Genomic DNA, 25,793 nt, shown 5'->3' on the forward strand with positions numbered 1-25,793 from the left:
TGCAATATGTAGTTTTCATTTCTTTTTCCTGCCAGACAGCGGAAAAAAGAAATAGAGTAAATGAAGAGGGAGCTTAACCTAATGATTCAGGTTGAGCTCCCTTTTATTTAGCTATATCTATGGCTGATTCATATTTGATCATTAACGCATAAAATTGCGCAGACCATGTCTATTTCGTTTCTTCCTTCCACTTCTCATCAATCAACATCTTCCCAGGCCATGTGTACGCCATGATGCCGCCGTCTGCGGTGATGTCTTCTCCTGTGACGTATGAGCTGTCGTCTGAGGCGAGGAACAGGGCCACTGTCGCCATTTCCTTCGGCTGGCCGAGGCGGCCGAGAGGCGTGATCCATTTGTTGGCTTCGCGGAATTTTTCGCCCATTTCCTGTTCTTTGGTGCCAGCCAGTTTATCAATCAGCGGGGTTTCAATCGTTCCCGGAGAAATAGAATTGACGCGGATGCCGTTTCTTGCGTAGTCGATTGCCATCGCTCTAGTCAGGTTGGTGATTCCTCCTTTTGCAGCGTTGTAGCCGGAGCGGTCGAGGTCCGCGGCCCGGCCTGACATGGAGGAGGTGTTGATGATAGAACCTCCATTTTCGAGCATAAGCGGAATCAAGTATTTGCTGCAAAGGAACGTGCCGCGCAGGTCGACGGCGATAATGCGGTCAAACAGGTCAACCGGATATTCGTGCACTTTTCCGCCTTCCTGATCAACCCCGGCGTTATTAAACAGAATATCAATCGTTCCGCAAGCATCCTTGATTTGATCAGCAAATGCTTTCACACTGTTTTCATCTGACACATCGAGGTGAAAGGCGTCCGCCGCTCCTCCGTTTTTTCTGATCGCTTCAACGGTTTCTTTCATTTGGTCTTCATTGATGTCTCCGATCATCACACGCGCGCCTTCATTGGCAAAAACCTCTGCCGTCGCTTGTCCAATGCCTGTCGCGGCGCCTGTGATGACTGCGGTTTTGTTTTCAAGTTTTCCCATTACACGAGTCCTCCTTTTTCTATTTGTCTTCCCGCTACGTGCAGTGATAAACATGCGAGAAAAGAAATGCCAGCATATGTTAAGATGGACTAGAAATTGTTGGGAGGTTTGTGTATTTTGAAAGTACAGCATAAGAAGGAGCTCAAGTTTTATTGCTTCGTCACGATTCCGTCCGCGTTTGTTGTGCTGACTATCATCTCTTTTTTATTTAAAGAGATTACGTTTCCGATTGCAGCAAGTGCATTTCTCAATGCCTCATGGCATAATCTATTGTTTCTGATCCCGTTCGGTTTGTTTTTCTACCCGGTGCATATATGGATGAAGCGGGAGTTTGGCCGCTGGAATGATGCAGAAAAAAAGAGAGGATGATGAAGCCTCTCTTTTTTTATGAGAATGACTGAGAAAAAATAGTGAAAGCAGACCTAAATAGTGTTAAATTTACATATATATGCATCTATCAATCTAATTGACAATTGTCACAGCATGTGATAAATAGATGCTGAAAAGAGTTTACATAGCGTAACAACATATCAAAAAGGAGCGATCTAGAGTGGCTAAAAAAGAGTTTAAAGCAGAGTCCAAACGACTGCTGGATATGATGATTAACTCCATTTATACCCAAAAAGAAATTTTCCTGCGCGAGTTAATCTCCAATTCGAGTGACGCGATTGACAAGATCTATTACAAAGCGCTGACGGACGATACGCTTACGTTTGATAAAGACAGTTACTACATAAAGGTCGCAGCTGATAAAAGTGCGAGAACATTAACGATCTCTGATACGGGGATCGGGATGACAAAGGATGAGCTTGAGCAGCATCTCGGCACCATTGCAAAAAGCGGTTCCCTTGCGTTTAAAAAGGAAAACGAGCTGAAAGACGGCCATGACATCATCGGGCAATTCGGTGTCGGCTTTTACGCGGCGTTTATGGTTGCTGATGTCGTGACTGTCATCAGTAAGGCGCTCGGCAGCGAAGAGGCGTATAAATGGGAGTCTGCGGGTGCAGACGGCTATACGATTGAGCCGTGTGAAAAGGATTCTGTCGGTACAGACATTATCCTGAAAATCAAAGAGAATACAGAAGATGACAGCTATGACGAGTTCTTAGAAGAATATCGTTTAAAAGCAATCATTAAAAAGTACTCCGACTTCATTCGCTACCCGATCAAAATGGATACAACTATTAATAAGCCGAAGGAAGGCAGCGAAAATGAATTTGAAGAGGTACAGGAAGAACAGACAGTCAACAGCATGGTGCCGATCTGGAGAAAAAACAAAAGCGAGCTGACAGATGAGGACTATGAAAAGTTTTATGCTGAAAAGCATTACGGGTTTGATAAACCGCTGACACACGTTCATATCAGTGTGGATGGCGCCGTTCGCTACAACGCGATTTTATTTATTCCTGAAAACATGCCGTTTGACTATTATTCTAAGGAATATGAGAAAGGCTTGGAGCTGTATTCTAATGGCGTTCTGATCATGAACAAATGCGCGGATCTGCTTCCGGACCACTTCAGCTTCGTGAAAGGCATGGTCGATTCTGAGGATCTGTCTCTGAACATTTCCAGAGAAATGCTCCAGCATGACCGCCAGCTGAAGCTGATCGCGAAAAATATCAGCAAAAAAATCAAAAGCGAGCTGCAAAGCCTGCTGAAAATAGACCGAGAGAAATACGAGACGTTCTACAAATCATTCGGCAGACAGCTGAAATTCGGCGTGTACAATGATTTTGGCGTGAATAAGGATCAATTGAAGGACCTCTTATTATTCTACTCTTCCAAAGAGAAAAAACTGGTCAGCTTAGATGAGTACGTATCCAGAATGCCCGAGGAGCAGAAATACATTTATTATGCGACCGGTGATTCATACGATCGCATAGAAAAACTGCCGCAAACGGAAATGGTAGCGGACAAAGGCTATGAAATTCTCTACTTCACTGAGGACATTGATGAGTTTGCGATTAAAATGCTGGCATCTTATCAGGAAAAAGAGTTTAAATCCGTATCAAGCGGAGACCTAGGCATAGACACGGATGAGGATCAAAAGCAGTCCGAGGAAGAAGAAAGCAAGTACAAGGATCTGTTTGAGGAAATGAAAAACATTCTGTCAGATAAAGTGAAAAACGTCAGAATCTCAAAACGACTCAAATCACATCCGGTCTGCCTTGCTGCTGACGGCGAAGTGACAATCGAGATGGAAAAAATCTTAAACGCGATGCCGGACAGCCAAAATGTAAAGGCGGAAAAAGTGCTTGAAATCAACCCGAATCATGAGGTATTCCAAACGCTGCAGGACGCATTTGAACAGGATAAAGAGAAGCTGAGCCTGTACACAAATCTTCTGTACAATCAGGCGCTTCTCATCGAAGGCTTACCGATTCAGGACCCTGTGGAATTCACGAACAATATTTGCAAGGTTATGGTGTAATAAAAAAGGAATCGTCCCTTGAGACGATTCCTTTTTTTATAATGTACGCTCACTCAGCACTTGGTTTTGGCTGCTTTTCTTCTTTTTAAACCGTTTTTTCAGGCTTGCTTCAATTTCCTCCAAGCTTTTCCCTTTGGTTTCCGGAACCATGTAGAGGGCGAAGAAAAATGAAAGCAGGCAGATGACTGAAAAAATTGTAAAGACCCATGCGATGCCCGTGGCGCTGAGCATCAGCGGGAAGACGAGCGACACGATCAGGTTGGTTGCTGATAACACTAAAGTAGTAAAGCCTGTTGCGGCTCCGCGTACTTTGGATGGGAAGAGCTCAGGCATCAGAACCCATACAACCGGACCCCATGTTGCCTGGTAAAATACGATATAGACTCCGAGAAAAACGACAGTCAGCCATGCTGTTGATGTAGAGAGACCCAGTGTCAGGAGCACAGCTGCTAATGCAGCCAAGCTCAGTGTAATGCCGACGCTTCCCCAAATCAGCAGCTTTTTGCGGCCGATGCGGTCGATCAAAATCATAGCTGTAATACACATCATCACGTTGAGTACACCGATACCCATTGTGCCGAGCACTGACGCCGATGTGCCGAGACCGGCCTTTGTAAAAATGGTTGGCGCATAGTAGATGACCGTGTTAATGCCGACCGCCTGCTGAAAAACGGCAAGGCCGATGCCAATGAGAAGCATAGGACGAATCCATTTTGCTTTTAGCAAACCGAGTGTTGTTTCTTTTTTCCCAGCTTCCGCTTCTTTCATATCTGCTAGTTCCTGCTCAATATTTTCTTGGTCATGAGTGATTTTCATAATGTCTTTCGCTTCATCTTCACGCCCGCGCTTTACGAGCCATCTTGGTGATTCAGGCATAAATGCGATCCCGATTAATAAAAGCACTGCAGGCACCGCAGCCAGTCCCACCATCCAGCGCCACGCTTCAAACGGCGTGAACAGATAGTTTACGATATATGCTAATAAAATACCGGTAACAACCATTAAGTTGTTCATTGTGCCGAGTGTCCCGCGGATTTTCGTCGGTGCCATTTCTGACAGGTACACGGGCACAAGCGCCGTTGAACCGCCGACGGCCAACCCGAGTATCACCCGAGATGCAATCAACATGCCGACCGTTTGAGAAAACGCGCAAGCGAGCGCACCAATAATAAAAATGATGGAAAGCACAAATACAACTTTTCTCCTGCCCCAGCGATCGGAGCATGTGCCGCTTAAGGCAGAACCGAAAATCGCGCCAAGGAGCAGCATGCTGACAACCAATCCTTCTGTCAATGTCGTTAAAGGAATATCATTGTTGATAAACAGCAGCGCTCCAGAGATGACGCCCGTATCATAACCGTAAAGCAGCCCTCCTAAAGCGCCAAAAAAGTAGATCAAATATTTCCTTGTGTTTGTCTTCACAAATGTTCCCCCTCAGTTGTTAGGCCAATGAGTATCTCTGATGTTTAACAAAGTTAATAGAGTAGTACCCTTTTCCTATCTAATTTGAAACATATGTTTTAAAAAAGTTAGCGATTTTTACGTAAGGTGACAGATCCAGTGAGTACGGGAATGCTAAGCATCTCAAAGCATATGCCCAGGACAAATCATCATAAAAAACCTTACTCGCACGGAGTAAGGTTTTGATTTTTATTCTCCCTCGTTGACGAAAACCAAGGCGGAGAATCCTTTTTTCTTATCAAATTGCAATTCAACTACTGTAACGTCTGGATTGAAGTTGTGGTATTCCTCTAAGAACTGAATAATGCCTTCTGAAATGTCATCTGACACAAGCTGCTTGTGGTGCAGGCCATATTTGGCTTCAGCGAAGAATCCTGTCCGCTTGTTGTAAGACAGCTCTTTTACTTCAACGTCCTCAGGGTAAATCTCTTCTTCATTAGAAATATACACACAAATCCCGTCTACAACTTCTTGCTCATTTAATACTAATTTCATTACCTAAAAGCTCCTTCTGTACGTCTTCGGTGTTTTGAATGCGCGGATCAATGCGATGACAATGAGTAAAATAATGATCAGAGCAATGACGTCAACGATCCAGGCAATGGGCGAAGCGCCATAAGAAACATAGCCTGGGCCCCCGACTGGATGATAGGTGTAACCCCAAGGGTGCATCATGCTGATCATGAACATGCCCATTGTAAATCCGCTATAATATCCAAACCATCCCGATGGCGAGAATCCTGCATTGTAGTAATGATTGACTGAAACATAACGTCCGCCTACATAAGCTTTAGACGTTTTTCCGCTGTATGTCTTTCCGCTTACTTTTGAGGTGGCGCCGGAAAATGTGCCTGACGATTTTTTAGCGCTTGATGAGCTAGACTTTTCCGAAGGTTTCTTTTTTAGAGAAATCGATGATGATGAATCGTCAGACGTCTTGGGATTTTTGCTTGAAGAGCTTGCTCCTGAACTATAGTTTGATTTTGGGCTGGATTTATAGCTTCCGCTGTATGATGAGCTTGAACTTCGGCTGCTGTAACTAGATGATGAGCGGCCGCTAAAACTTTTTGCATGAGAAATGGTTGATGGCAGCAGTACACCTAAAGCAACGATTACTGCAACAAAAGCTTTTACATATGTAAGTTTCATTCTGTTTCCTCCATAGACCGCCGAAACGGCCCGTTATTCTAAGCAGCAAATAAAAATAGCGGGTCAGATTTTTTTAACACATGAGTCTCTTATTTCTAGATGATACTAACGTTTCATATCTTGTTTTGCTTTTTCAATCACTTTCTTTCTGAGATAACCTACCTTTATTTTATCGGATTTATGGCTCTTTTTGTAAGTTTTTGCTTCAAAATCAGTTATTCACTGAAGCTGCTAATTCATCAAGCATCATAGGATGATAGATCAATTTTGCACAAATAAAAACAGCCTTCCCAGTGGGGAAGGCTGTTTTCTGCTTCTTATGAGAACAGCTTATCAATAAACGAAATATCCTCTTGAGAAAGCGTCACGTCAGCTGTTTTGATGTTATCAATCAGCTGATCGGCACGTTTTGCTCCAGGGATTAAAATATCAATTTCCGGTCTTGCCAAATACCAAGCCAATACGATGTGCGGGATGTCTACGTTGTGCTTTTCAGCAATCGGCGCAAGCTTGTTGACCTTTCTGATATTTTCTTTGAAACGCTCGCCCTTGAAGTGTTCCTGTTCGTTTCGCAGGTCTCCTTCAGGGAACGTTGTATCTTCTGTATACTTTCCGGCCAATAATCCTGATACGAGCGGGAAGTAAGGGATAAATGAAATATTATGCTCCTTCGTATACGGGAAGAATGTCTTTTCCGCTTCACGGTTTAACAGGTTGTATTCGCCTTGCAATACATCTACCAATCCGTCTTTGTTTGCTTCTTTCAATTGCTCTAAAGAGAAGTTGGATACACCGATGGAGCGGATTTTTCCGGCTTGCTTCATCTCATTCAGCGCGTTGACAGCTTCATCCTTAGGCGTATGTTCGTCCGGGAAGTGAATGTAGAACAAATCGATATAATCCGTATTCAAACGCTTCAGGCTTTCATCAACTGATTTCTTAAGGAATTCTGGTGAATTATCAAAGACAAAGTCATTTCCTTGTTTTCTGTGCGCGGCTTTCGTCGCGATGACAACATCTTCACGGTTGAATTCGCGCAGCACTTCACCAATTAATTCTTCGGAACGGCCGATCCCGTAAATATAAGCGGTATCTAACATCGTCACGCCATTACGGATCGCCTCGCGAACCAATTCTTTTCCGGTTTCTTCATTCAGGTTCGGGTAGAGGTTATGTCCTCCGACAGCATTTGTTCCTAATCCGATAGGGAATACCTGCAAGTCTGATTTTCCGAGCGTAGCTTTTTTCATGATCTGCCTCCTAGAATAAAATGGATGAAAGACTCTCAACACTATTGTAACCGCTAGGCCAGATGAATGCCGATTTGGTGCTCATTGCAATACTGCGTGTACTCGTCATCTAATGGCTGGGATGTCACAATGCAATGCAGCCTGTCAAACGGCGCATACGTCAGTAGCGTTGATTTTCCGAATTTAGAATGGTCAGCCAATAAATACACTTCTTTTGCTTTTTCCGAAATCCTTTTTTTAATTTCGTACTCGAGCAGATCCGAATTGGTCAATCCGTGTGTCAGCGTCGTTCCGGTAGCAGACATAAAGGCTTTGTTGATATTGTACTTATCAAGCATAGCCGGGTCGTCCATGCCGACAAAGGAGCGCGTTTTTCTCTTATAATTGTTTCCGATAATGATTAAGTTGATATGCTTCAAAGCTGATGCCGCATTGATAATGTCTAAACTGTTGGTTAAAATGGTGACATTTTTGGCAGGATCAAGCGTATCGAGAATAGACTTTGTTGTTGTTCCTGAATCAATGAAAATCAAATCGTGATCTTCAATAAAACGGGAAGCATAGTGAGCAATTTTTGTTTTTTCATCTTGGTGCTGAATGGTGCGATTCTCAAAAGGAACTAATGCGGTTTTCTCAATAGATGTTACGCCGCCGTATACTTTTTCAATCGCACCCTTTTCTGTTAGCTTGTTGATATCACGTCTGACTGTGTTTTTAGAGACATTGAACACCTGGCACAGCTCATCTAAGGAAACAGTGCCATGAGATAAAATGTACTCCTCCATTTCCTGAATCCGCATCAGTTTCATATAAATAAACTCCTTCTTGAATCTTTACGTAACATAAATATATAATAAAACCCAAGAGTTGATCAATAGTTGCTTAAAAAATGATAACATCGGTGTATATCTTTTGCAAGATTCGATGGACTTCTCGTTACTCTCTTAATGAGTTAAAAGATTAGTATAATAAAAATAATGAAAAAATTTAGTGTTTATGATTGACTTATGGGTATTATGCGATTAGAATATAACCAAGAAATGACCAAAAAGTAACCTGTTGTGCATGAAATGGTTGCTTGTATCTAAAATTGGATCAACTTTTATTTTTTTGGTTTTTTTGAAAGCGTTTAATTCTTGGCTTACTGAAACAGTGGATATTGATATGAATCTATCCTGAACCATCCATACAAGTGTATGTGTTTACTAATGAAGGAGGCAATAAGAATGGCAGAAATCAGAAAATTAAAAAACTACATCAACGGTGAATGGGTTGAAAGCAAAACAGATAAATACGAAGACGTTGTGAATCCGGCGACGAAAGAAGTGCTGTGCCAAGTGCCGATTTCAACAAAAGAGGATATCGATTACGCAGCGCAAACAGCGTCTGAGGCGTTTAAAACTTGGTCAAAAGTGGCGGTTCCGCGCCGTGCCAGAATCCTATTTAACTTCCAGCAGCTGCTGTCTCAGCATAGAGAAGAACTTGCTCATCTGATTACCATTGAAAATGGAAAAAACACAAAAGAAGCACTTGGAGAAGTGGGACGCGGAATTGAAAACGTAGAATTCGCGGCTGGAGCACCTTCCCTGATGATGGGTGACTCACTTGCTTCCATTGCAACAGATGTTGAAGCGGCCAACTACCGCTACCCAATCGGAGTTGTCGGCGGAATCGCGCCATTCAACTTCCCGATGATGGTTCCTTGCTGGATGTTCCCGATGGCAATCGCGCTCGGCAACACATTTATTTTAAAACCATCTGAGCGGACACCGCTGTTAACAGAGAAATTGGTTGAACTTTTTGAAAAAGCGGGCCTTCCGAAAGGGGTATTCAACGTCGTATACGGTGCGCATGACGTTGTGAACGGCATCCTCGAGCATCCTGAAATTAAAGCGATTTCATTCGTAGGCTCAAAGCCAGTCGGCGAATATGTCTACAAAAAAGGAAGCGAAAACTTAAAACGCGTTCAATCTCTGACTGGCGCGAAAAACCATACGATTGTCCTGAACGATGCGAATCTCGAAGACACAATCACAAACATTATCGGAGCAGCCTTCGGTTCTGCCGGTGAGCGCTGCATGGCTTGTGCGGTTGTGACGGTTGAAGAAGGAATCGCTGATGAGTTTATGGCGAAGCTGCAGGAAAAAGTGGCTGACATTAAAATCGGTAACGGCCTTGATGACGGCGTGTTCTTAGGACCTGTTATTCGCGAAGACAACAAGAAGCGCACGCTCAGCTATATCGAAAAAGGGCTTGAAGAAGGCGCGAGACTCGTATGTGACGGACGTGAAAATGTGTCTGACGACGGCTACTTTGTCGGCCCGACGATCTTTGATAATGTCACGACAGAGATGACGATCTGGAAAGATGAAATTTTTGCTCCGGTCTTATCTGTCATCCGCGTGAAAAACCTGAAAGAAGCAATTGAGATTGCCAATAAGTCTGAGTTTGCGAACGGTGCTTGCCTGTTCACATCCAACTCAAACGCAATCCGCTACTTCCGTGAAAACATTGATGCGGGTATGCTCGGCATCAACTTGGGTGTTCCGGCTCCGATGGCGTTCTTCCCATTCTCAGGCTGGAAGTCATCATTCTTTGGAACGCTGCATGCGAACGGAAAAGACAGCGTCGACTTCTATACACGTAAAAAAGTGGTTACGGCAAGATATCCGGCACCTGATTTCAACTAAACGACGAACATCCGAACGGCGTCCATGTGCGCTGTTCGGACTCATTCTTACAATAGAAAGAGGAGGGCTTCACTATGAGTTATTTGTTGCGTAAGCCGCAGTCGAATGAAGTATCTAATGGGGTCAAACTGGTGCATGAAGTAACAAAATCCAACTCTGATCTCACCTATGTAGAGTTTAAAGTGTTAGATCTCGCTTCCGGTTCCAGCTATGCAGAAGAATTGAAAAAACAAGAAATCTGTATTGTTGCGGTCACGGGAAAAATTACAGTCACCGATCATGAGTCAACTTTTGAGAATATCGGCACGCGTGAAAGCGTATTCGAACGAAAACCGACAGACAGCGTCTATATTTCAAATGATCGTGCATTTGAGATCACAGCGGTCAGCGACGCAAGAGTGGCGCTTTGCTATTCTCCATCGGAAAAACAGCTTCCGACAAAGCTGATCAAAGCGGAAGACAACGGAATTGAGCATCGCGGGAAGTTTTCAAACAAACGTACTGTTCACAACATTCTTCCGGATTCAGACCCTTCAGCTAACAGCCTATTAGTAGTTGAAGTCTATACAGACAGCGGCAACTGGTCCAGCTACCCGCCTCATAAACACGATCAAGACAACTTGCCGGAGGAATCTTTCTTAGAAGAAACGTACTACCATGAATTAGACCCGGGACAGGGCTTTGTGTTTCAGCGTGTATACACAGATGACCGCTCTATTGACGAGACAATGACTGTAGAAAATGAAAACGTTGTCATTGTTCCTGCTGGATACCACCCGGTAGGCGTGCCGGACGGATACACATCCTACTATTTAAATGTCATGGCAGGGCCGACGCGGAAATGGAAGTTTCATAATGACCCGGCGCATGAGTGGATTTTAGAACGCTAACAAGTGAGGAGTGGCTGTTTACGATGAAGTATACATTCAATGAAGAGAAGGCTTTTGATATTGTTGCCATCGGCCGGGCATGTATTGATCTGAACGCAGTCGAATACAACCGCCCAATGGAAGAAACGATGACATTTTCGAAATATGTCGGCGGTTCACCTGCGAATATCGCGATCGGAAGCGCGAAGCTTGGCTTAAAAGCGGGCTTTATCGGCAAAATTCCAGATGACCAGCATGGAAGATTCATAGAGTCTTATATGAGAAATACCGGCGTTGATACAACGCAGATGATTGTTGATCAAGATGGACACAAAGCAGGTCTTGCATTTACAGAAATCCTCAGTCCTGAAGAATGCAGCATCTTAATGTATCGCGATGATGTGGCGGATCTTTATCTTGAGCCTTCAGAGGTAAGCGAGGACTATATCGCAAATGCGAAAATGCTGCTTGTTTCCGGGACAGCGCTCGCCAAAAGCCCGTCACGGGAAGCGGTGTTAAAAGCTGTTCAATATGCGAAAAAGCATCAGGTCAAAGTGGTGTTCGAACTGGATTACCGCCCGTATACGTGGCAGTCAGCAGATGAAACAGCCGTTTACTATTCTTTGGTTGCCGAGCAGTCTGATATCGTCATCGGCACACGCGATGAATTTGATGTGATGGAAAACCGCACAGGCGGAAGCAATGAAGAATCCGTCAATCATTTATTTGACCATTCAGCCGACCTCGTTGTCATCAAACACGGCGTCGAAGGCTCTTATGCATACAGCAAATCAGGCGAGGTATTCCGCGCCCAAGCGTACAAGACAAAAGTGCTGAAAACCTTTGGAGCCGGTGACTCCTATGCGTCAGCCTTTATCTATGGCCTTGTCAGCGGAAAAGACATCGAAACGGCATTGAAATACGGCAGCGCTTCAGCCTCCATTGTGGTGAGCAAGCACAGTTCGTCAGAAGCGATGCCGACTGCGGATGAAATCGTACAGCTTATTGAAGCACAGTCATAATTGAAAAAGATCGAGTAAAGGTGGGATCGTTTGTGGGTAAAAAAATTCGCTTAACAACAGCACAAGCGCTGATTAAATTCTTAAACCAGCAGTACATCCATGTAGATGGAAAGGAAGAGCCTTTTGTAGAAGGGATTTTCACAATTTTCGGTCATGGAAACGTGTTAGGGATTGGCCAGGCGCTTGAGCAGGATGCAGGCCATTTGAAAGTCTATCAAGGGAAGAATGAACAAGGAATGGCGCATGCCGCAATGGCGTACAGCAAACAAATGCTGAGAAGAAAAATATATGCGGTCTCTACATCCGTCGGACCGGGAGCGGCCAACTTAGTGGCGGCAGCCGGTACTGCATTGGCAAACAATATCCCGGTTCTCTTGATTCCGGCAGATACATTTGCGACAAGACAGCCAGACCCTGTACTGCAGCAAATGGAGCAAGAATACAGTGCGGCGATTACAACAAACGATGCATTGAAACCTGTATCGAGATACTGGGACCGCATTACGCGCCCTGAGCAGCTTATGAGCAGTTTGCTGCGCGCGTTTGAAGTCATGACTGATCCGGCAAAAGCAGGTCCGGCAACGATTTGTATTTCTCAGGATGTCGAAGGAGAAGCATACGATTTTGATGAAAGTTTCTTCGTCAAACGGGTTCACTATATTGATCGCATGCAGCCGAGCGAGCGCGAGCTTCAAGGTGCGGCGGAGCTGATTAAAGCCAGCAAAAATCCTGTGATCCTCGTCGGCGGAGGCGCAAAATACTCCGGTGCGCGCGATGAACTGGTTGCCATTTCTGAAGCGTATAACATTCCGTTAGTTGAAACGCAGGCAGGAAAGTCGACAGTTGAAGCTGATTTTGCGAACAACCTTGGCGGAATGGGCATCACAGGTACACTTGCGGCAAATAAAGCGGCCCGCCAAGCTGACTTGATTATTGGTATCGGCACAAGATATACGGATTTTGCGACATCCTCTAAGACCGCTTTTGACTTTGATAAAGCGAAGTTTCTGAACATCAATGTCAGCCGAATGCAGGCGTATAAACTCGATGCGTTCCAAGTGGTAGCGGATGCGAAAGTGACGCTTGGCAAACTGCACGGCTTGCTTGAAGGCTATAAGAGTGAATTCGGCTCAACGATTAAGGAGCTGAAGGACGAATGGCTCGCTGAACGCGAACGCCTCAGCAAAGTGACGTTTAAACGGGAAGCATTTGATCCGGAAATCAAAAATCATTTCTCTCAAGAGGTTCTAAATGAATACGCTGACACGTTGAATACTGAGCTTCCGCAAACAACGGCATTGCTGACAATCAACGAGACAATTCCTGAAGACAGTGTGATCATCTGCTCAGCAGGCTCCCTTCCAGGAGATTTGCAGCGTCTGTGGCATTCAAATGTTCCGAATACGTATCACCTGGAATACGGGTATTCCTGCATGGGCTATGAAGTGTCCGGGACACTGGGTCTGAAACTGGCCCATCCTGACAGAGAAGTGTATTCCATTGTCGGAGACGGCAGCTTTCTAATGCTACACTCCGAGCTGATTACGGCGATTCAGTACAACAAGAAAATCAATGTGCTGCTCTTTGATAACTCTGGTTTTGGATGTATCAACAACTTGCAAATGGATCATGGCAGCGGCAGCTACTATTGTGAGTTCCGCACAGATGACAACCAGATTTTAAATGTCGATTATGCGAAAGTTGCTGAGGGATACGGCGCGAAAACCTACCGTGCAAACACAGTAGAAGAATTAAAAGCGGCGTTAGAGGATGCGAAGAAACAAGACGTATCAACGTTAATTGAAATGAAGGTTCTGCCAAAAACAATGACTGACGGCTATGACAGCTGGTGGCATGTCGGCGTAGCAGAGGTGTCTGAACAAGAAAGCGTTCAGAAAGCATACGAAGCAAAAGAGAAAATGCTGGAATCTGCGAAGCAGTATTAGAGGGGAGGCACCATAGATGGGCAAAAATGAAATCCTGTGGGGGATCGCTCCCATTGGATGGCGGAATGATGATATGCCTGAAATTGGAGCGGGAAATACGCTTCAGCATTTGTTAAGTGATATTGTTGTCGCACGTTTTCAAGGCACGGAGGTCGGGGGCTTTTTCCCCGAACCTGCCATCCTGAACAAAGAGCTGAAGCTTCGGAATTTACGCATTGCGGGAAAATGGTTCAGCAGTTTTATTTTGCGTGACGGACTTGGTGAAGCGGCAAAAGCACTTACCCTGCATTGTGAGTATTTGCAGCAAGTAAACGCGGATGTCGCAGTTGTCTCTGAACAAACCTACAGCGTGCAAAGCTTGGAGAAAAACGTGTTCACAGAGAAGCCGCACTTTACGGATGATGAATGGGAACGGCTTTGCGAAGGGCTGAATCACCTTGGCAAAATTGCTGACCAGCATGGCCTGAAGCTCGTCTATCATCACCATCTCGGTACTGGCGTCCAAACGGCAGAAGAAGTCGACCGCCTGATGGCAGGAACAGACCCTGCGCATGTACACCTCCTCTATGATACAGGCCATGCGTATATTTCTGACGGTGACTACTTGGGGATGCTTGAGAAGCATATCAACCGCATTAAGCATGTGCACTTTAAAGATGCCCGCCTGAATGTCATGGAACAATGCAGGCTTGAAGGGAAATCGTTTCAGCAATCGTTTTTAAAAGGCATGTTTACGGTTCCCGGTGATGGATGCATTGATTTTAGAGAAGTATATCAGCAGCTGTTGAAGCACGATTATTCCGGATGGATTGTCGTCGAAGCTGAACAGGACCCCGATGTTGCAAACCCGCTTGAGTATGCATTGATCGCGAGAAACTATATTGATGAGCAGTTGTTGGATCTGGCTTAATGGGGACTGAATATATGGGTAATACCAATGGAGATTCGGCCTTCAATAAACGGACAATCGCAGCAGCATTGGCCAACTATATTGATGCAGGTTCCATTGTGGCGGGCTCTGCTGGTTTATCATTATGGGTCAGTTACCTAAAGCTATCTGATACGCAAATCGGGCTGCTCGGCGCGCTAAGCGCAAACGCAATTTCTGCCGCTGTCGGCGCACTGCTTGGCGGGTATCTAGCTGATAAAGTCGGGCGGAAGGCTGTTTATACCAATAGCATGCTGGTTTATGCAATAGGGATTTGTTTGGTTCTGTTTGGGGTTAATTTCCCCATGTTGTTAAGCGGTTACATGATCATCGGTTTATCAGTAGGAGCTGATATTACCGCATCATGGACCATTATTGCAGAAAATGCGCCAAAGAAAAATCGGGCCCGTCATTGCGGCGTGGCACAAGTCGCTTGGGCGGCAGGGGCAGTCGTTGTGCTGCTTCTCTCCGTACTGGTCGGTGATTTAGGCCTCTTGGGGAATAAAATCGTATTTGCCCATCTGCTTGTCATTGCGCTGATTACGTACATCCTGAGAATCAGGCTTCCGGAGTCAGACGCCTGGCAGGCAAAAAATCAGCCGGGAGATGCTCAGGAAGAGAAGCCGGCCGTACTGAACAAAACATCGTATTTTGATTTGCTCAAGCCAATGTATCTAAAAAGCATACTGTTTTTGATGGGTATGTACTTGGTTTGGAATTTAGCCGCCGGTGTGATGGGCTTCTTTATGCCATACATTTATCAGCAGGTCGGCGGTGTATCTGCCAACATGGCAAACCTTTTGCAAATGGGACTGTTTATCTTCACAGGGTTGGGGGTCGCTTTGATCTTCATGCCCTTTGCCGACAAATATAGAAAAACCGTATTTGGAATCGCCGCTTTTATGGCAGTGATCGGATGGACGCTGTTTCTGCTGCCGGTTGAAGGCCTGCCTGTTCTGCTTCTGTTTATTGTCGTGATCGGCATCAATAACGGAGCCGGGCAGCAAGCCAACTATCAGTTATGGGCCAGTGAAATCTTTCCTACGCAATATCGTGCTTCTGCACAAGGACTGATGTTTTTCCTCGTCCGTATTTCAATAGGGATTTGGAGTCTGTTTGTCCCAATGATTATGACCAATTTCGGCATTGGAACGATGGCTGCAATTCTCCTCGGATGTGTGACGGCCAGTATGATTATCGGGATTCTCTTCGCGCCGAATACGTCTGGCAAGTCGCTTGAACAAATTCAGGAGGAACTCTACGGATCTCCTCAGAGCCAAGTAAAGCAAGGAACAGAAAGCAAAATGATGTAACCAACAGAAGGAGTGGCTGTCAATGAGTTTACGTATTGGCGTAATTGGAACTGGAGCAATTGGAAAAGAACATATTAACCGCATTACGAACAAGCTGTCCGGCGCAGAAATCGTTGCTGTAACGGATGTCAATCAAGAAGCTGCACAAAAGGTCGTTGAGCAATACCAATTAAACGCGGCGGTTTATCCGAATGATGACAGCCTGCTTGCAGACGAAAATGTAGATGCTGTCTTAGTGACAAGCTGGGGTCCTGCGCATGAATCGAGCGTGCTGAAAGCAATTAAAGCCCAGAAATATGTGTTCTGTGAAAAACCGCTCGCGACAACGGCTGAAGGATGCATGCGCATCGTCGAAGAGGAAATCAAAGTGGGCAAACGCCTAGTTCAAGTTGGCTTCATGCGCCGTTATGACAGCGGTTACGTACAGCTAAAGGAAGCACTCGATAATCATGTTATTGGCGAGCCGCTTATGATTCACTGCGCGCACCGCAACCCGACTGTGGGAGATAACTACACAACGGATATGGCCGTAGTCGACACGCTTGTTCATGAAATTGATGTACTGCACTGGCTCGTCAATGATGACTACGAGTCCGTTCAAGTCATCTATCCAAAAAAATCGAAAAATGCACTTCCGCATTTGAAAGATCCGCAAATCGTATTGATTGAAACGAAAGGCGGCATCGTCATCAATGCTGAAATCTATGTGAACTGTAAATACGGCTATGACATTCAATGTGAAATTGTAGGAGAAGACGGCGTCATTAAGCTTCCTGAACCATCAAGCATCAGCATGAGAAAAGAAGGCAAATTCAGCACAGATATTCTGATGGATTGGCAGAGACGCTTTGTGGCTGCGTACGATGTGGAAATCCAAGACTTCATTGATTCGATACAAAAGAAAGGCGAGGTCAGCGGGCCGACGGCATGGGACGGCTATATTGCTGCTGTTACGACTGACGCGTGTGTAAAAGCCCAGGAATCTGGACAAAAAGAAAAGGTTGAATTGAAGGAAAAACCGGAATTCTATCAATCGTTTACAACAGTTAAAAACTAAAAAAATAGAGGAGTGAAAATATGAAATTAGCATTGGATCCATCGATGTATCGTGATGATTTAACTTTGGAGGAAATGGTTTATAAAACAGCGGAGCTTGGCTATGAATATATTGAGCTATCGCCGCGCGAGGATTTTTGTCCATTCTATAAATATCCGAAAGTCGATTCAGCAAAGATCAAACAATTAAAGCGTCTATTAAAGGATACAGGTGTTAAGCTATCATCGCTCCTTCCTCTTTACCACTGGGCGGGTCCTGATGAAGACCGCCGCCAGGCTGCGGTGCGCAACTGGAAAAGGGCGATCGAAATTGCAGTTGAACTTGAAGTGGATTTGATGAACAGCGAATTCAGCGGTTCAAAATATGATCCTTTAACAAGTGAAGAAAAATTTATCAAATCCATGGATGAGCTTCTGCCAGTCTTTGAAAAAGAAGGCATTAAACTCAATCTTCAAGCCCATCCATACGATTTTATCGAAACGCACAAAGGTGCGATGGATATGATCCGCGCGCTTGACAAGGATTGGATCAATCTTGTCTACTCGACTGCGCATACTTTCTTCTATGATGACGGCAAAGGCGACATTGAGACCATGTTTGACGAAGCCGGCGACCGCCTCACACATGTTTTATTTGCAGATACTTTTAATCATAAAGCGGCTCATGGCTTGCGCTACATCGTCAATCCGCCTGACGCGAAAGTAACGGTTCACCAGCATTTGGACATTGGTCAAGGCGAGGTTGATTTTGATACGATTTTCAGAAAGCTGAGAGAGATGAAGTTCGACGGAATTGCGACGAATGCAGTATTTGCTTGGGTCGACGAAAGAGCAGATGAATCAAGCCGATTTATGCTTAAAAAAATGAAAGAAGAATTAGGTCTGGCATAAGCTGAGCATGGAGTTCGGCGGGATATGGCGAACAGCCTTCCTGCCGAACTCCCTTCATATCTAAAACGCAGATGGGGGAGTCTGACATGAAACTTTGTTTCAATGAAGCAACAACATTGGAAAACTCAAACCTTAAACAGGATTTAGAACTATGCGAAAAGCATGGCTATGATTATATTGAAATCCGCACAATGGATAAGCTGCCAGAGTACTTAAAAGACCATTCATTGGCTGATCTTGCGGAATATTTTCAAACCCATCACATCAAGCCGCTTGCCTTAAACGCACTCGTTTTTTTCAACAACCGTGATGAAAAGGGCCACAATGAGATCATCGCTGAATTTAAAGACATGATGGAAACGTGCAAAACCCTCGGTGTGAAATATGTCGTGGCCGTCCCGCTTGTGACTGAGCAGAAGATTGTAAAAGAAGAGATCAAAAAGAGCAGTGTTGAGGTGCTGACTGAGCTTTCAGATATCGCGGAGCCGTATGGCGTAAAAATCGCGCTCGAATTTGTCGGCCATCCGCAGTGTACAGTTAATACGTTTGAACAGGCGTACGACATCGTAAACACAGTCGACCGTGACAATGTCGGGCTTGTCCTTGACAGTTTCCACTTCCATGCAATGGGGTCAAATATTGAAAGCTTAAAGCAGGCGGACGGAAAGAAAATTTTCATCTATCATATCGACGATACCGAAGATTTCCCAATCGGCTTTTTAACGGATAAGGATCGTGTATGGCCGGGCCAAGGGGCGATTGACTTAGATGCCCACTTATCAGCACTAAAGGAAATTGGCTTCTCTGATGTTGTATCAGTTGAGCTCTTCCGGCCTGAATACTATAAGCTGAGTGCTGAGGAAGCCATTCAAACAGCGAAAAAAACAACGGTTGATATCGTATCAAAATACTTCAACATGTAATGGATAAAGGAGGGGTGGACATGGCTTTTGTATCGATGAAAGAGCTTCTTGAAGATGCAAAGCGGGAGCAATACGCAGTCGGCCAGTTTAATATCAACGGCCTGCAGTGGACGAAGGCGATTTTGCAGGCTGCGCAAAAGGAGCAATCACCGGTCATCGCCGCGGCTTCCGATCGCCTGGTCGACTATTTAGGCGGATTTAAAACGATTGCCGCCATGGTCGGCGCGTTAATGGAGGACATGGCGATTACCGTTCCCGTGGTGCTTCATCTTGATCACGGAAGCAGTGCGGAACGCTGCAGACAGGCCATTGATGCCGGATTCAGCTCAGTGATGATTGACGGCTCCCATCAGCCGATTGACGAGAATATCGCGATGACAAAAGAAGTCACCGATTATGCCGCAAAGCACGGCGTGTCAGTAGAAGCCGAAGTCGGCACGGTCGGCGGAATGGAAGACGGACTGGTCGGCGGGGTACGCTATGCCGATATCACGGAATGTGAGCGGATCGTCAAAGAAACCAATATCGACGCGCTGGCCGCCGCCCTCGGCTCTGTACACGGCAAATATCAGGGTGAGCCGAATCTCGGATTTAAGGAAATGGAGGCTATCTCCCGCATGACTGATATTCCCCTCGTTCTTCACGGGGCATCCGGGATTCCGCAGGATCAGATCAAAAAAGCCATCACGCTCGGCCACGCGAAGATCAATATCAATACGGAATGTATGGTAGCCTGGACAGACGAAACACGCCGCATGTTTCAGGAAAACAGCGATCTGTACGAACCGCGCGGCTATATGACACCAGGCATTGAAGCCGTGGAAGAGACAGTGCGAAGCAAAATGAGAGAGTTCGGATCAGCCGGTAAAGCAGCTAAGCAGCAGGTCGGCTGAAGAGACCAAAAACCGCCGAGATGGCGGTTTTTTTGTGCGGTGTTGCGTCCATACGCCCAAAACGATTATGATGATGGCAGCAGTGTAAGAAACGGGAGTGGTTCAGTTTGAATAAGATCATGATTGTGGAAGACAGTGAAGACATTCGTGGACTGTTGCAGAATTACCTTGAAAAATACGGATATCAAACAGTGGTCACCGCGGATTTCACGGCTGTTCTTGATGTTTTTTTGCAGGAAAAGCCTGATGTAGTGCTGCTTGATATCAATTTGCCGGCATATGACGGATATTATTGGTGCCGCCAGATCCGCCAGCATTCCACCAGCCCGATCATTTTTATTTCAGCCAGAAGCGGGGAAATGGATCAGGTGATGGCGATTGAAAACGGGGGAGACGATTATATCGAAAAACCGTTTTCTTATGATATTGTGCTGGCGAAAATCAAAAGCCAGATCCGCAGGGCGTACGGGGAGTACGCCGCAAAGCAGGGGGAGAAAGTGGTTGAATATGCCGGCGTTCAGCTCTTTGTAGAACGGTTTGAACTGCGTTTTCAGGATGAAAAAAGCGAGCTTTCTAAAAAAGAAAGTAAGCTTTTGGAAGTGTTGCTGGAGCGGGGAGAAAAGGTGACGGGTCGGGACCGTCTCATGGAAAAGACGTGGGACACCGACATTTTCGTCGATGATAATACACTTAACGTGTATATCACGCGGCTCAGAAAAAAACTGCGGGAGCTGAATGCGCCTGTTTCTATTGAACCGGTGCGGGGCGAAGGCTACCAGCTGAGGGCGCAATCATGAAGCTGTTTCTCCGGTCTCATACAGTCCTGATTCTGCTATTTCTCCTTCAAGGGCTGTTTGTCTTCTTTTATTACTGGTTTGCGGGTCTTCATTCTTTTTCTCACCTGTTTTACATATTGGGCGTGCAGCTTCTTATTTTGGCGGGTTATCTTGCTTATCGCTGGTACAAAGATCGCGGCGTGTATCATTGGCTCAGCTCGGGGCAGGAAGGGACGGACATCCCGTATCTCGGTTCTTCAGTGTTTTGTTCAGAGCTGTATGAAAAGCAGATGGAGCTGATCCGGCTGCAGCACCAGAAGCTCCATGAGACCGAAGCCAAGCTTGACGCGCGGGTGACGTATATGAATCAATGGGTGCACCAAGTAAAGACGCCGCTGTCGGTTATTAATTTAATCATTCAAGAAGAGGATGAGCCCGTTTTTGAACAAATCAAAAAAGAAGTCCGGCAGATTGAATTCGGGCTGGAGACGCTTCTTTATTCTTCAAGGCTCGACCTGTTTGAACGGGATTTTAAAATCGAAGCGGTTTCCCTGTCTGAGCTCCTCCAATCAGTTATTCAAAGCTATAAACGATTTTTTATTCAATACCGCGTTTATCCGAAAATGGACATTTGCGATGATCATCAGATTTACACCGATGCAAAATGGCTCAAATTTGCGATCGGCCAAGTGGTCACAAATGCGGTCAAGTATTCAGCGGGCAAGAGTGACAGACTTGAGCTGAATGTCTTCCGCGATGAAGACAGGACGGTGCTTGAAGTCAAAGATTACGGCGTCGGGATTCCCTCCCAAGACATCAAGCGGGTGTTTGACCCTTATTACACCGGTGAAAACGGGCGGCGTTACCAAGAATCTACGGGAATCGGCCTCCATCTCGTCAAAGAAATTACAGGTAAGCTCAATCATACGGTAGACATCAGCTCGTCTCCCGGTGAAGGGACTTCTGTTCGATTTTCATTTCTTACAAAAATGTAAGGCTCCGTTAAGAAAACAACATAGCTCGCTTTGTTTCCCCTTGATAACATGGATTTATGTCAAGGGGATTTTTATGTTGAACGTCCCGGCACTACATGAAAGCAGCCCAGATCAACAAGAATAAAACCATAAGGAGGATTCTCATGGCGAATATGCTTGAAGTTAAACATATAAATAAAACCTATAAAGGACAAGTGTCCTATCAAGCCTTAAAGCAAATTTCATTTTCAATAGAAGAAGGCGAGTTCACGGCGGTGATGGGGCCGTCCGGGTCCGGAAAAACAACGCTTTTGAATATCATTTCAACGATCGACCGTCCGGATTCAGGCGATATCTTGATTCATGGAGAAAACCCGCATCGCCTGAAGCGGACAAAGCTCGCTCATTTCCGCCGCAAGCAGCTCGGATTTGTGTTTCAGGATTTCAACCTTCTGGACACGCTGACAATCGGTGAAAATATCATGCTGCCGTTAACGCTTGAAAAAGAAGCGCCGTCTGTAATGGAAGAAAAACTGCAAGGCATCGCGGCAAAGCTCGGTATCGAAAACCTGCTCAACAAACGGACGTTTGAAGTATCCGGAGGACAGCGCCAGCGTGCCGCCATTGCAAGAGCGGTCATTCATAAGCCGTCACTCATTCTGGCCGATGAACCGACGGGAAACCTTGATTCCAAGGCGTCAAAAGACGTCATGGAAACGATGCAGAGCTTGAATCAGGATGATCATGTCACGGCTTTGATGGTGACCCACGATCCTGTTGCGGCAAGCTACTGCCGCCGCGTCATCTTTATAAAAGACGGCGAACTGTTTAATGAGATTTACCGCGGGGAAAACCGCCAAGTATTTTATGAACAAATTCTCGATGTGCTGTCTATGCTGGGGGGAAACGCAAATGACCTTTCTTCAGTTCGCTTATAAAAACGTCACGAGAAACAAAAGGGCCTATCTTGCATTCTTTTTAAGCAGCGCCTTTTCCGTTTTGATTTTCTTTACCTTTGCGATGTTCCTGTTTCATCCGGCATTAAAGGAAGGCTACCTGAATAACATCGCCAAAAAAGGCTTAACCGCCGCGGAATGGATGATCTTTGTTTTTTCTTTCTTATTTGTTCTGTATTCGGTTAATGCGTTTTTAAAATCGAGAAATAAAGAATTCGGCATCCTGCTCATGCAGGGCATCACGCCGGGGCAGCTGAGAAAGCTCATTACTGCGGAAAATATGATCATCGGCGTCATGTCAATTGCAGCCGGCATAATCGGAGGATTCATTTTTTCAAAGACGTTCTTTACGGTTGGCGCTTATATTTTAGAAATGGACGCGCTGCCTTTGTATATGCCTTGGAAAGCGCTCGGTATTACGGCCGGCGGATTTCTGCTCTTATTTTTCCTTTTATCGCAGTTTACGATCCTTTTTGTCAGATCAAATACGGTTATCAAATTAATAAAGGGCACTGACAAGATTAAGCCGGAGCCTAAGCCGTCCGTGCTTCTGTCCTTATTCGGCATCGCCTGTCTGTGCGGCGGGTACGGCATGGTCCTTAAAGGCAATGTCCACGGGACTGAACCGTTTATCATTTTACTGCTTACCGTCATCGGAACGTATTTCTTTTTCAGCCAAAGCAGCATATGGATTCTGCGCGCGCTGAAGAAGTGGAAAACCTTTTATCTGCGCGGGAAAAATGTCATTTGGGTTTCTGACCTTGTCTATCGTTTAAAAGACAACGCCCGCCTGTTCTTTATTGTCAGCATTATTTCTGCGGTTGCGTTTACGGCTACGGGTGTGCTCGCGATGTACAAATCGACCGTCGGGGCGGAAGAGTCCGCTTATGAAATGGAGTATTTATCTTACAGCAACAATCCAAAAGAACAGACTCATTTGAAAAAAATTGACCATGAACTGAAAACACACGGCTTTACGTATAAGAAAGACAAAATAGATGTTTCCAATATTCGCTATCAGGCAGGGGATACTGTTCCGCCTGTTTACATGATCAGTGAATCGGATGCGGTAAAATACTTCCATGTCAAAGTGAACGGCCTGAAAGAAGACGAGGCTGTCTATTTCCCGGGCACGTATGACCGCAATTTCAAAAACAAAGCGCCGGATCAGCTGAAGCTGCTGAACCAAAAAGGCAAGCTGTCCGGACAAAAACTGTCAGTAAAAGAAGTCAAAAAACCGCTGATCTCATTGAATGCCATCATCGCGGTGAACGATAAAACCTTTGATCAGCTCAAATCACTCGGTGATAAAGCGTCATTATACGGCTACAGCTACGATCATTGGAAAGACAGTCTTGGGTTCAGCCAATCTCTGAAAGATGAGATCTACGGCAACTATATCGACGTGCATTCTGATTTTATGTCAAAAGCCGGCACCTACTATGATACGGTGCAGCTGCCGAGCCTGAGTTTATTTATCGGCCTGTTTATCGCAATTGTATTCTTTGTCGCGGCAGCAAGTTTCTTATATTTCAGGCTGTTCACTGATTTAGATGAAGACCGGGAGCGCTACCGTTCACTGGCCAAAATCGGCCTGAGTGAGCGTGAAATGGCACAAAGCGTAACGATACAATTGGCAATTCTTTTCTTCTTTCCATTTGTCATTGCCGTCATGCATACGCTGTTTGCCTTGAGAACATTGGCTGTGGAAGGCTATTCCGATGTAGCGGGGCCGCTCAGTCTCACCATCGGAGGGTTTTTCATTTTTCAGCTTCTATTCTTCCTCGCGGTGCGGTCAAGCTATTTGAAAAAAATGAACAAGTAAGGGGAGTGCAAAGATGAAAAAAGCAATGGCAATCCTGGCCGTCTTGGCGGCTGCTGCCGTAATATGCGGGCTTCTCTTTTTTCATAACGATGTTACAGACAGATTTAATCCGTTTATTCACCAGCAAGATGTCTATGTTCAGATTGATCGAGATGGCAGACATCTTAGCCCGGGCGGTACTGAATATACATTAGACGGATATAATGCATCTGGGAAAAAAGAAGAAGTGACCTTTTTCGCCGGCAAAGAGCTTCGGAAGAACGCGTACTTGAAGGTGAAGGCGAAAGGAAAGTATGTCGAGACTTGGGAAGAAGTCAGGTTTGAAGATATGCCGGACTCCGTACAGTCAACATTAAAGTGAATCATAATAAACGGCACAGCGTCATGACTGTGCCGTTTTTTTATTTTTTATTTTCTTCGGCCCGTTTGATCAGCATGTCGGTGATGATATCCACCTGTTTGCTGACGGAAATCGGATCGTACGGATAAAACGTGTCAAAGTCATTGATAAACACGCGATTATGTTTAACAGCGTCCAGGTTCTTCCAAATAGAGGAATTCTCCAGCTTGTCGAGTGTTTTGCTTTCGCCTTTCGGGTTGTAATCCGTAATGAACATATAATCTGCGGCATACTCAGGAATAACCTCTTGAGAGAGCTGTTTCATCTCTCCTTTTTTGATGACATCTTGTTCGATTTTTTCAGGCGCTTTTAACCCGAGTGCATTGTATACAGCTTGGCCGCCGCGTCCGCCATTGTCATTGAACACCCAGAATTCGCCCTTGTCCGTGTTTTCATAAATGCCGAAGGTCGCATCTTTGTCGATGACGCCGGCAATTCTCTTTTTAGCAGCTTCCGCTTTTTTGTTAAAGTCAGCCATAAATGATTTTGCTTTGTCTTTCGCTCCGGCGATATCTCCGAACATGCTGACTGTGTCTTCTACGTTTTTCGCTGTGTTATAAGGAACGACAACAGTTGGAGCGATTTTCTTTAATTTATCGACATTCTCTTCATTCATGACAACAATTAAGTCAGGCTGAAGCTCCATCACTTTTTCAACGCTGATCGGATCACCAACATCCTTCACATCTTTCAGCTTTGATTTTAAAAACGGATTATCAAATGACCATGAGCCTGAGCCGACCACATTGGCCCCGACAGACAGCAATTCACCGGCATAAAAATCAGTGACAATGCGTTTCGGATGTGCAGGAATGTTGACGTTCCCTTTTGTTGATTTGTATGTTCTCATTTCTGTCTTTTCGGAAGCTGAATCACTTGAGCTTCCTTTCGAAGCCGTGCCGCTGCAAGCGCTGGCAAACATAAGAAGCAGCACCAGCATGCCCACGAGCAATGTGTTCTTTTTCATCAAGAACCCTCCAATATGTATTTTAATTGACTAGTAATGATTATCATTATCAATTAATAATATAGCAAGAAACCTGTTCGCC

At 45.3% G+C, this 25,793-nt stretch carries 24 protein-coding genes; 17 read left to right on the plus strand and 7 right to left on the minus strand.

All coding sequences use genetic code 11. The features are described from left to right. Positions 1–169 precede the first annotated feature (169 nt). The gene (locus tag RAC86_RS05690; protein WP_072565555.1) at positions 170–991 is read right to left on the minus strand and encodes an SDR family oxidoreductase; all 822 of its coding nucleotides are present in this window, start codon (positions 989–991) and stop codon (positions 170–172) included. A 117-nt stretch (positions 992–1,108) separates the two neighbouring features. Between RAC86_RS05690 and RAC86_RS05695 the strand changes: the two genes are divergently transcribed. Further along, a complete protein-coding gene (locus tag RAC86_RS05695; protein WP_072565554.1) occupies positions 1,109–1,360 on the plus strand; it encodes a hypothetical protein in 252 nt (83 codons plus the stop codon). Between the two features lie 181 nt (positions 1,361–1,541). Then, positions 1,542–3,422 carry a molecular chaperone HtpG gene (htpG, locus tag RAC86_RS05700; RefSeq protein WP_072565553.1) on the plus strand — a complete coding sequence of 627 codons (1,881 nt, stop codon included), beginning with the start codon at positions 1,542–1,544 and terminating at the stop codon, positions 3,420–3,422. A gap of 36 nt (positions 3,423–3,458) precedes the next feature. Here htpG and RAC86_RS05705 read toward each other — a convergent pair whose 3' ends face one another. From RAC86_RS05705 to iolR, 5 genes are all read right to left on the minus strand, one after another. Beyond that, on the minus strand, positions 3,459–4,844 hold the full coding sequence (locus tag RAC86_RS05705; protein WP_072565552.1) for a sugar porter family MFS transporter: 1,386 nt from the start codon (positions 4,842–4,844) through the stop codon (positions 3,459–3,461). A gap of 228 nt (positions 4,845–5,072) precedes the next feature. Continuing rightward, positions 5,073–5,378, minus strand: coding sequence for a DUF2653 family protein (locus tag RAC86_RS05710; protein WP_072565551.1), 306 nt, complete (start codon positions 5,376–5,378; stop codon positions 5,073–5,075). Positions 5,379–5,381: 3 nt separating this feature from the next. Then, positions 5,382–6,032, minus strand: coding sequence for a hypothetical protein (locus tag RAC86_RS05715; RefSeq protein ID WP_014115780.1), 651 nt, complete (start codon positions 6,030–6,032; stop codon positions 5,382–5,384). A gap of 317 nt (positions 6,033–6,349) precedes the next feature. Beyond that, positions 6,350–7,282 (minus strand): aldo/keto reductase, encoded by a 933-nt coding sequence (locus RAC86_RS05720; protein WP_061186812.1) that lies wholly within the window; start codon positions 7,280–7,282, stop codon positions 6,350–6,352. A gap of 53 nt (positions 7,283–7,335) precedes the next feature. Continuing rightward, entirely contained in the window at positions 7,336–8,091 is a 756-nt protein-coding gene (gene iolR, locus RAC86_RS05725; RefSeq protein WP_061186813.1) for a myo-inositol utilization transcriptional regulator IolR, read from the minus strand. A gap of 417 nt (positions 8,092–8,508) precedes the next feature. Between iolR and iolA the strand changes: the two genes are divergently transcribed. The 15 genes from iolA to RAC86_RS05800 all read left to right on the plus strand — a co-directional run bounded on the left by iolA (position 8,509) and on the right by RAC86_RS05800 (position 24,705). Further along, positions 8,509–9,972, plus strand: coding sequence for a methylmalonate-semialdehyde dehydrogenase (iolA, locus tag RAC86_RS05730; protein WP_072565550.1), 1,464 nt, complete (start codon positions 8,509–8,511; stop codon positions 9,970–9,972). A 74-nt stretch (positions 9,973–10,046) separates the two neighbouring features. Next, the gene (iolB, locus tag RAC86_RS05735; RefSeq protein WP_061186814.1) at positions 10,047–10,862 is read left to right on the plus strand and encodes a 5-deoxy-glucuronate isomerase; all 816 of its coding nucleotides are present in this window, start codon (positions 10,047–10,049) and stop codon (positions 10,860–10,862) included. Positions 10,863–10,885: 23 nt separating this feature from the next. Further along, positions 10,886–11,863, plus strand: a complete 978-nt coding sequence (gene iolC, locus RAC86_RS05740) for a 5-dehydro-2-deoxygluconokinase (RefSeq protein WP_019259953.1) — start codon at positions 10,886–10,888, stop codon at positions 11,861–11,863. 32 nt (positions 11,864–11,895) lie between these two features. After that, entirely contained in the window at positions 11,896–13,809 is a 1,914-nt protein-coding gene (gene iolD / locus RAC86_RS05745) for a 3D-(3,5/4)-trihydroxycyclohexane-1,2-dione acylhydrolase (decyclizing) (RefSeq protein WP_072181626.1), read from the plus strand. 16 nt (positions 13,810–13,825) lie between these two features. Then, positions 13,826–14,719, plus strand: a complete 894-nt coding sequence (gene iolE, locus RAC86_RS05750) for a myo-inosose-2 dehydratase (protein WP_072565549.1) — start codon at positions 13,826–13,828, stop codon at positions 14,717–14,719. Positions 14,720–14,733: 14 nt separating this feature from the next. Beyond that, positions 14,734–16,050, plus strand: a complete 1,317-nt coding sequence (gene iolF / locus RAC86_RS05755) for a myo-inositol transporter IolF (RefSeq protein WP_072565548.1) — start codon at positions 14,734–14,736, stop codon at positions 16,048–16,050. Between the two features lie 22 nt (positions 16,051–16,072). After that, entirely contained in the window at positions 16,073–17,107 is a 1,035-nt protein-coding gene (iolG, locus tag RAC86_RS05760; RefSeq protein WP_072565547.1) for a bifunctional inositol 2-dehydrogenase/D-chiro-inositol 1-dehydrogenase, read from the plus strand. A gap of 20 nt (positions 17,108–17,127) precedes the next feature. After that, on the plus strand, positions 17,128–17,997 hold the full coding sequence (locus RAC86_RS05765; protein ID WP_014115770.1) for a sugar phosphate isomerase/epimerase family protein: 870 nt from the start codon (positions 17,128–17,130) through the stop codon (positions 17,995–17,997). Positions 17,998–18,083: 86 nt separating this feature from the next. Further along, entirely contained in the window at positions 18,084–18,920 is an 837-nt protein-coding gene (iolI, locus tag RAC86_RS05770; RefSeq protein ID WP_072565546.1) for a 2-keto-myo-inositol isomerase, read from the plus strand. A gap of 20 nt (positions 18,921–18,940) precedes the next feature. Then, a complete protein-coding gene (iolJ, locus tag RAC86_RS05775) occupies positions 18,941–19,813 on the plus strand; it encodes a 6-phospho-5-dehydro-2-deoxy-D-gluconate aldolase (protein WP_014115768.1) in 873 nt (290 codons plus the stop codon). Positions 19,814–19,920: 107 nt separating this feature from the next. Next, positions 19,921–20,610, plus strand: coding sequence for a two-component system response regulator YxdJ (yxdJ, locus tag RAC86_RS05780; RefSeq protein WP_014115767.1), 690 nt, complete (start codon positions 19,921–19,923; stop codon positions 20,608–20,610). Beyond that, positions 20,607–21,584, plus strand: coding sequence for a two-component system sensor histidine kinase YxdK (yxdK, locus tag RAC86_RS05785; RefSeq protein ID WP_072565545.1), 978 nt, complete (start codon positions 20,607–20,609; stop codon positions 21,582–21,584). The genes yxdJ and yxdK overlap by 4 nt, the downstream gene beginning before the upstream one ends. A gap of 143 nt (positions 21,585–21,727) precedes the next feature. After that, positions 21,728–22,501, plus strand: a complete 774-nt coding sequence (gene yxdL, locus RAC86_RS05790) for an ABC transporter ATP-binding protein YxdL (RefSeq protein ID WP_014115765.1) — start codon at positions 21,728–21,730, stop codon at positions 22,499–22,501. After that, positions 22,476–24,344, plus strand: a complete 1,869-nt coding sequence (yxdM, locus tag RAC86_RS05795) for an ABC transporter permease YxdM (RefSeq protein ID WP_072565544.1) — start codon at positions 22,476–22,478, stop codon at positions 24,342–24,344. The genes yxdL and yxdM overlap by 26 nt, the downstream gene beginning before the upstream one ends. Positions 24,345–24,357: 13 nt before the next feature. Further along, a complete protein-coding gene (locus tag RAC86_RS05800; protein WP_061186823.1) occupies positions 24,358–24,705 on the plus strand; it encodes a YxeA family protein in 348 nt (115 codons plus the stop codon). A 40-nt stretch (positions 24,706–24,745) separates the two neighbouring features. Here RAC86_RS05800 and RAC86_RS05805 read toward each other — a convergent pair whose 3' ends face one another. After that, positions 24,746–25,711 (minus strand): iron-hydroxamate ABC transporter substrate-binding protein, encoded by a 966-nt coding sequence (locus tag RAC86_RS05805; protein WP_014115762.1) that lies wholly within the window; start codon positions 25,709–25,711, stop codon positions 24,746–24,748. Positions 25,712–25,793 lie beyond the last annotated feature (82 nt).

It is taken from the genome of Bacillus sp. LR_5 (assembly GCF_042709275.1).